The 5777-nt window shown below is 70.1% G+C and carries 5 protein-coding genes and 2 pseudogenes; 6 read left to right on the forward strand and 1 reads right to left on the reverse strand.

Features of this window, described 5'->3' with window-relative positions; all coding sequences use genetic code 11:
- The 6 genes and pseudogenes from JWP65_RS10505 to JWP65_RS10530 form a co-directional block, all read left to right on the forward strand.
- A pseudogene (locus tag JWP65_RS10505) lies at positions 1-105 on the forward strand (protein TolQ); the annotation flags it as partial.
- A gap of 1 nt (position 106) precedes the next feature.
- Positions 107-535, forward strand: a complete 429-nt coding sequence (locus JWP65_RS10510; RefSeq protein WP_299763438.1) for an ExbD/TolR family protein — start codon at positions 107-109, stop codon at positions 533-535.
- Between the two features lie 7 nt (positions 536-542).
- On the forward strand, positions 543-1478 hold the full coding sequence (tolA, locus tag JWP65_RS10515) for a cell envelope integrity protein TolA (RefSeq protein WP_299763440.1): 936 nt from the start codon (positions 543-545) through the stop codon (positions 1476-1478).
- 264 nt (positions 1479-1742) lie between these two features.
- Positions 1743-2960: a rhodanese-like domain-containing protein gene (locus JWP65_RS10520; RefSeq protein WP_299763442.1), complete on the forward strand. Its 1218-nt coding sequence runs from the start codon at positions 1743-1745 to the stop codon at positions 2958-2960.
- 22 nt (positions 2961-2982) lie between these two features.
- The gene (locus JWP65_RS10525) at positions 2983-4191 is read left to right on the forward strand and encodes a sulfite oxidase (protein WP_299763444.1); all 1209 of its coding nucleotides are present in this window, start codon (positions 2983-2985) and stop codon (positions 4189-4191) included.
- Positions 4192-4211: 20 nt separating this feature from the next.
- Positions 4212-4487 (forward strand): cytochrome c, encoded by a 276-nt coding sequence (locus tag JWP65_RS10530; protein ID WP_299763446.1) that lies wholly within the window; start codon positions 4212-4214, stop codon positions 4485-4487.
- A gap of 143 nt (positions 4488-4630) precedes the next feature.
- On the opposite strand, the pseudogene dnaE reads toward JWP65_RS10530, so the two are convergent.
- Positions 4631-5777, reverse strand: a pseudogene (gene dnaE / locus JWP65_RS10535) (DNA polymerase III subunit alpha); the annotation flags it as partial.

Consider the following 5777-nt stretch of genomic DNA (forward strand, 5'->3'; position numbering starts at 1 on the left):
GCGCGCGACATCGACCGCGTGGCCATCAAGCTGGAGAGCTTCATCGAGGAATTCTCGAACATCCTGCAGCGCAACCTCGGCGCGCAATCGGCCTCGGGGCACTGACATGGCGTCCGTGTCGCACCGCGGCCGCGGCGGCCGGCGCGCCCTGAACGAGATCAACATGGTCCCGTTCATCGACGTGATGCTGGTGCTGCTGATCATCTTCATGGTGACGGCGCCGCTGATCACGCCCAGCCTGATCGATCTGCCCAGCGTGGGCAAGGCGGCCCGCAAACCCGACCGCGTGATCGAAGTGCTGGTGGCCAGGGATGAAAGCCTGCAGCTGAAAGACGGCGAGCAACCGGTTTCCCTGCCACTCAAGGAGATCGCCCCGGCGGTGCTCAAGGCGCAGCAGGGCCAGCCGGCCGGCGGCACCGCGGTGGTGATCAGCGCGGACCGCAACGTCAAGTACGAGTCGGTGGTGAAGGTGATGGACGCGCTGCAGCGGGCCGGCGTGCAGCGCGTGGGCCTGTCAGTGCAGCTGGCCAACTGAGCGCGCCATGCAGGCCGCCGACGACCGCCTCGCCTTCGCGCCGCCGCCGCAGCCGGGCCTGCTGCGCGCCGGCGTGCTGGCCGTCATCGCCCACCTGCTGCTGGTGGCGGCGCTGACGTCGGGCCTGCAATGGAAGCGCGAGGTCAGCGAAGTGGCGGCCGAGGCTGAACTGTGGTCGGCCGTGCCACGGCCGGCGGCTCCCAAGGAGGTGCTGCCACCACCGCCGCCACCGGCGCCGCCGCCGGTGGTGCGGGCGCCACCACCGCCAGTGGTGCGGGCGCCGGCGCCGGATCCACAGGTGCAGCACGATGCCCAGATCGCGCTGGAGCGCGACAAGAAAAAACGCGCGCAGGAGGCCGAGCGGCGCGAGGACGCCCAGCGCGAAGCGGCGGAGCGCAAGCGCGCGGAGCGCAAGGCGGAAGCCGACCGCAAGGCGGAAGCGGACCGCAAGCTGGCCGTCGAGCGCAAGCGCGAAGAGGAGGCGGACAAGCGCGAGCAGGCCAAGCTGGCGGCCGAGAACAAGCGCAAGGCCGAGGCGCAGCAGAAGCAGCGCCAGGCGCAGGAAGAAGCCCGGGTGGCCAAGCAGCGCGAGGACAACCTCAACCGCATGAAGGGCCTGGCCGGCGGCACCGGCTCGCCCACCTCCGGTGGCTCGGCGCAGGTCGCATCCGGCCCGTCGGCCAACTGGGCCGGCCGGGTGATCGGCCGGGTGCGCCCGAACATCGTTTTTTCGGGCGCCGTCTCGGGCAACCCGACGGCCGAAGTGGAAGTGCGGATGGCGCCGGACGGCACCATCGTCGGCAAGCGGCTCACCAAGCCCAGTGGCAACCGGGGCTGGGACGACGCCGTGCTGCGCGCGCTGGACAAGACCGAGACGCTGCCGCGCGACACCGATGGCCGCGTGCCTTCTTCGGCGACGCTGGTCTTTCGCCCGGGGGGCTAGCGCCGGATTTGGTCCGAAGCGACAGGAGCCTGCCGCCGATGCCAACCTAGGGATCTGGCCTAACCCGCTCGGAAACGCAGCTGCAAAGCGGCCTGCTCGCTATAGAAACGGTAGCATAAAAAGTTGCGTTCGCAACACTCTGTAACTTGCTGCAGAGTTACTGTTTCCGTCACGTGTTCACCGATGTACGGTTGCCACACTCGACAACGAGTGCGGCTGTACAGGTGCCTACCGGCATCGGGCCTGCGCGTTCGGGACCGACCAATGAAACAGTGGACACACCTCCTCCTTGGTGCCGCCGCGCTGGGCATTGCCGCCTGGGCCGGCCCCGCGGCAGCGCAGGCCACCGGTGCGTCCGGCACCCTGCGCGTGCTGGTCAACCCGGGCGACAGCAGCGAGCAGTCGCGCGTGGCGACCTACACCGCCTGGAAGGGGGCCCTGGAACAGGCTCTGCGCAAGCAGGTGCCGGGCGGCATGAGCATCGTGCTGTCCAACGACGCCACCGCCGACCTGGGCTCGACCCGCTCGGGCATCCACGACGTGTTCATCGCCCCGGCCCACGTGGTCGGCAGCGCGATGCGCTACGGCTACCAGCCGGTGGTGGGCCTCGACAAGCCGATCCAGGCGGTGCTGGTGGCGCCGAAGACCAGCCCCATCACCACCATGGCGCAAGCCGCCGGCAAGCGCCTGGGCCTGCCGCTGCAAGACAGCGTTGTTACCTACCTGGTGCGCGGCGAGCTGAACGCGGCCAACACCACGATCAAGCGCCACTTCGCCTCGGTCTATGACACGCGCTACCAGGACGCGCTGCTGCCCTGCCTGCAGCTGCGGCGCTGCGACCTGGTGGCGGTGGAGAAGGCGGTGTTCGACCGCTGGGTCGCGGCCGGTGAGCCGGTCAAGGCCATCACGCAGTCCAGGCCGGTGCCCGGCCTGAGCGTAGCGATCAAGGACGGCGCCCGCCCGGGGGCGGCCGCACTGATGGCCGCGCTGTCCGAGTCGGCCGAGTTCGCGCAGCTGCTGCGCGGCGAGAACACCAAGGCCGTGGCGCGGGCCAGCGACGACTTCAAGTACGTGGCCACGCTGGGCTACTTCACGCCCCGGGCCCTGCCGGGCGCCGACGTGGTCGACGCCAAGACCGTCGCGCAGCTGCTGCAGGGTGGCGCCACTTACATCGACACGCGCACCGACGCCGAATTCAAGGCCGGCCACGTGCCCGGCTCCAGGCTGGTGCCGTACCACGAGAAAAGCGCCAAGGACCCCGACTTCGACGCGGCGCTGGACAAGTTCGAGCTCGCCAAGCTCGGGCCCGACCGCAACGCGGAACTGATCTTCGCCTGCAACGGCGCCGAATGCTGGAAGAGCTTCAAGGCGACGCAGGCCGCCATGAAGGCCGGCTACAAGAACGTCAACTGGTTCCGTGGCGGCTTCCCCGAATGGCGCAGCTCCGGCCTGAAGTTCGACGCCGCAGCCGCCGCCCAATGACCCACCCCCATCGAGCAACGCAATGAAACCCCCAGCCCCCGATCTCTCGCGCCGCGGCCTGCTGGCCGGCGCCGCCAGCGCCGTTGCCGCCGTCGGCTTCTCCCGCGCAGCGCAGGCGCAAGCGGCCGCCGCGCCGGCCCGCCCCGCCCTGCCCGCCTATGTGGCCTGGAAGAATCCGGACCACATGATCGTGCACACCGGCACCACCATCGAGACCCGGCGTTCCGCCTTCGGCACCAGCGTGATCACGCCGGCCGAGCGGCTCTACATCCGCAACAACCTGCCGGCGCCCGACGTCTCCATCGTCGCCGACCGCGACGCCTGGGCCGTGGCCGTCGAAGGCGTGCGGCAGCCGCGCGTGCTGACGGTGGCGCAGCTCAAGACCCTGGGCCTGGAAACCGTGGCCGCCGTGCTGCAGTGCTCCGGCAACGGCCGCGGCTACTTCGCCGACAAGCCCAGCGGCACCAAGTGGCAGGTCGGCGCCGCCGGCTGCGTGATCTGGAGCGGCGTGCCGGTGCGCAACGTGATCGCGGCGCTCGGCGGCGTTGCCGACGGCGCCCGCTTCATGACCGGCACCGGCGGCGAGGCGCTGCCGGCGGGCCTGGATCCGAAAAGCGTGGTCGTGGAGCGTTCGGTTCCGCTCAGGGCTTTCGAGGACGCGCTGCTGGCCTGGGAAATGAACGGCGAGCCGCTGCCGCACGCGCACGGCGGGCCGCTGCGGCTGATCGTGCCGGGCTACAGCGGCATCAACAACATCAAGTACGTCAAGCGGCTGGCCTTCACCGCCGCCGAGACCGACGCCGCCATCCAGAAGACCGGCTACCGGCTCACGCCGTCGGGCGTCAAGGGCGACCCGAGCTTTCCCGCGGTGTGGGAAATGGGCGTGAAGTCGTGGATCAACGGGCCGGCGCCGGAAGCCGGGCCGGTCAAGGCCGGCATGGTGCAGGTGCACGGTGTGGCGATGGGCGGCACCCGCGACCTGCGTCGCATCGACGTCTCGATCGACGGCGGCCAGACCTGGCAGGAAGCGCGCTTCGTCGGCCCGGACCTGGGGCGCTTTGCCTGGCGCCAGTTCGTGCTGCCGGTGCGGCTGCCGCCAGGCCAGCACCTGCTGGCCTCGCGGGCGCAGGACAGCCGCTTCGAGTGGCAGGTGGAGGAAAGCCCGGCCAACGGCGGCGGCTTCCTCAACAGCGGCTGGCGCTCGCACGCGATCCCGCTGACGGTGACGTGAGGGCCTGGCGCACGGGCGCCATGCTGGCGCTGGCCATGGCCGCCTTCGGCGCCCAGGCCGACGACGAAGGCCGCAAGCTGTTCAGCAACGTGGTGCCGGCTTGCGCCTTGTGCCACGCGCTCAAGGACGCCGGCGCGCAAGGCGAGATCGGGCCGTCACTCGATGAACTGAAGCCGGATGCCTCGCGGGTGGAGAAGGCGCTGCGCCTGGGCATCGGGCAGATGCCGGCTTTTCCGCAACTGAGCGAGGCGCAGGTCAAGGCGCTGGGGCGGTACGTGGAAGCGGCGACCCGCTAACCCGGGAGCTGGCATTGCGGGCTCGACCCGCAATGCCAGCAACAGCGCCCTCATCACGGCAGCCTGGATCCCGGCTCGAGGCCGGGACGACATCCTCGGGAAGTGCGTCCCACCCCAGCCCTTCCCCAGGGGGCAAGACAGGCTCAGCCCTCGTACACGATCTGCGCCTGCCCCCCCTGCGCCTGCGCCATCCAGCTGGCCAGCGCGGCGTCGCTCGGGAAGAACCGGGCCTGCTCGCCCAGCTGCAGTTCGGCCACCGCGGCCTCGCGCTGCACCAGCAGCCGCACGCCCAGGCCGCGCAGCAGTTCGCCCTGCTCCGACATTTCCTTTTTCGGCGGGAACTCGCGCACCAGGCGCAGGATGTCCGGCACCTGGCCGTTGACGGCCACCTTGAGGTACTTGCCGAAGCGGCAGCGCGCCGTCGCCAGGTCCCACAGCGACTGCACGTTCAGGCGAAAGCCGCCCGAGAAGCGGTCCGGCTGCAGCTTGGCCATCATCACCACCAGCTCGTCGTCCTTGAACCAGCTGCGGTTGGGGCCGAACACCGACTCGTCGGCGGCGGCTTCGATCACGTCGGTCTTGTCGTCCAGCTTGAACAGCGCCAGCTTGCCGCGCTGGCCGTTGATGAAGCGCAGGTCGGTCACGATGCCGGCCAGCAGCACGATCTCGCGCGAGTCCGCCAGCTCCTCGATGCGGCGCTTGCAGAAGCGCCGCACCTCGCGCTCGACCTCGTCGAACAGGTGGCCCGAGAGATAGAAGCCGATCGCGGTCTTCTCGTGCGTGAGGCGCTCCTTGACGCCCCAGGGCGTGGCCTCCACCAGGTCCGGCTCCTGCGTGCTGGCGCCGTGCGAGTCGTCGCCCATGTCGAACAGACCGCCCTGGTTGACGTTGGCCGCGGCGGCGGCGGCGAAGTCGAAGGCGCGGTCGATCGAGGCGACCAGCGTCGCGCGGTTGCGCTGCAGGTTGTCAAAGGCGCCGGCCTTGATCAGCGCCTCCACGGTGCGCTTGTTGATGCGGGTGCGGTCGACCCGGCAGCAGAAGTCGTACAGGCTGGTGAAGGCGCCGCCCTCTTCCCGCGCGGCCACGATGGCTTCCACGGCCAGTTGGCCGGTGCCCTTGACGGCGCCCAGGCCGTAGCGCACCGCCTTGTTCGAGATCGGCTCGAAGCGGTAGGTGCCGCGGTTCACGTCCGGCGGCTCGAAGCTGAGGCCGAAGTTCTTCTGCGCGTCCTCGAACAGCACCTTGAGCTTGTCGGTGTTGTCCATTTCCACGGTCATGTTCGCGCAGAAG

Origin of the sequence: Ramlibacter sp. (genome assembly GCF_028292805.1) — a bacterium.
Classification (GTDB): Bacteria; Pseudomonadota; Gammaproteobacteria; order Burkholderiales; family Burkholderiaceae_C; genus Ramlibacter.

Bases quoted from the DNA above. Each gene is read 5' to 3' on its own strand.
- JWP65_RS10510 (WP_299763438.1), top strand. From the start codon at position 107: ATGGCGTCCGTGTCGCACCGCGGCCGCGGCGGCCGGCGCGCCCTGAAC.
- JWP65_RS10525 (WP_299763444.1), top strand. From the start codon at position 2,983: ATGAAACCCCCAGCCCCCGATCTCTCGCGCCGCGGCCTGCTGGCCGGC.
- JWP65_RS10530 (WP_299763446.1), top strand. From the start codon at position 4,212: ATGCTGGCGCTGGCCATGGCCGCCTTCGGCGCCCAGGCCGACGACGAA.
- tolA (WP_299763440.1), top strand. From the start codon at position 543: ATGCAGGCCGCCGACGACCGCCTCGCCTTCGCGCCGCCGCCGCAGCCG.
- JWP65_RS10520 (WP_299763442.1), top strand. From the start codon at position 1,743: ATGAAACAGTGGACACACCTCCTCCTTGGTGCCGCCGCGCTGGGCATT.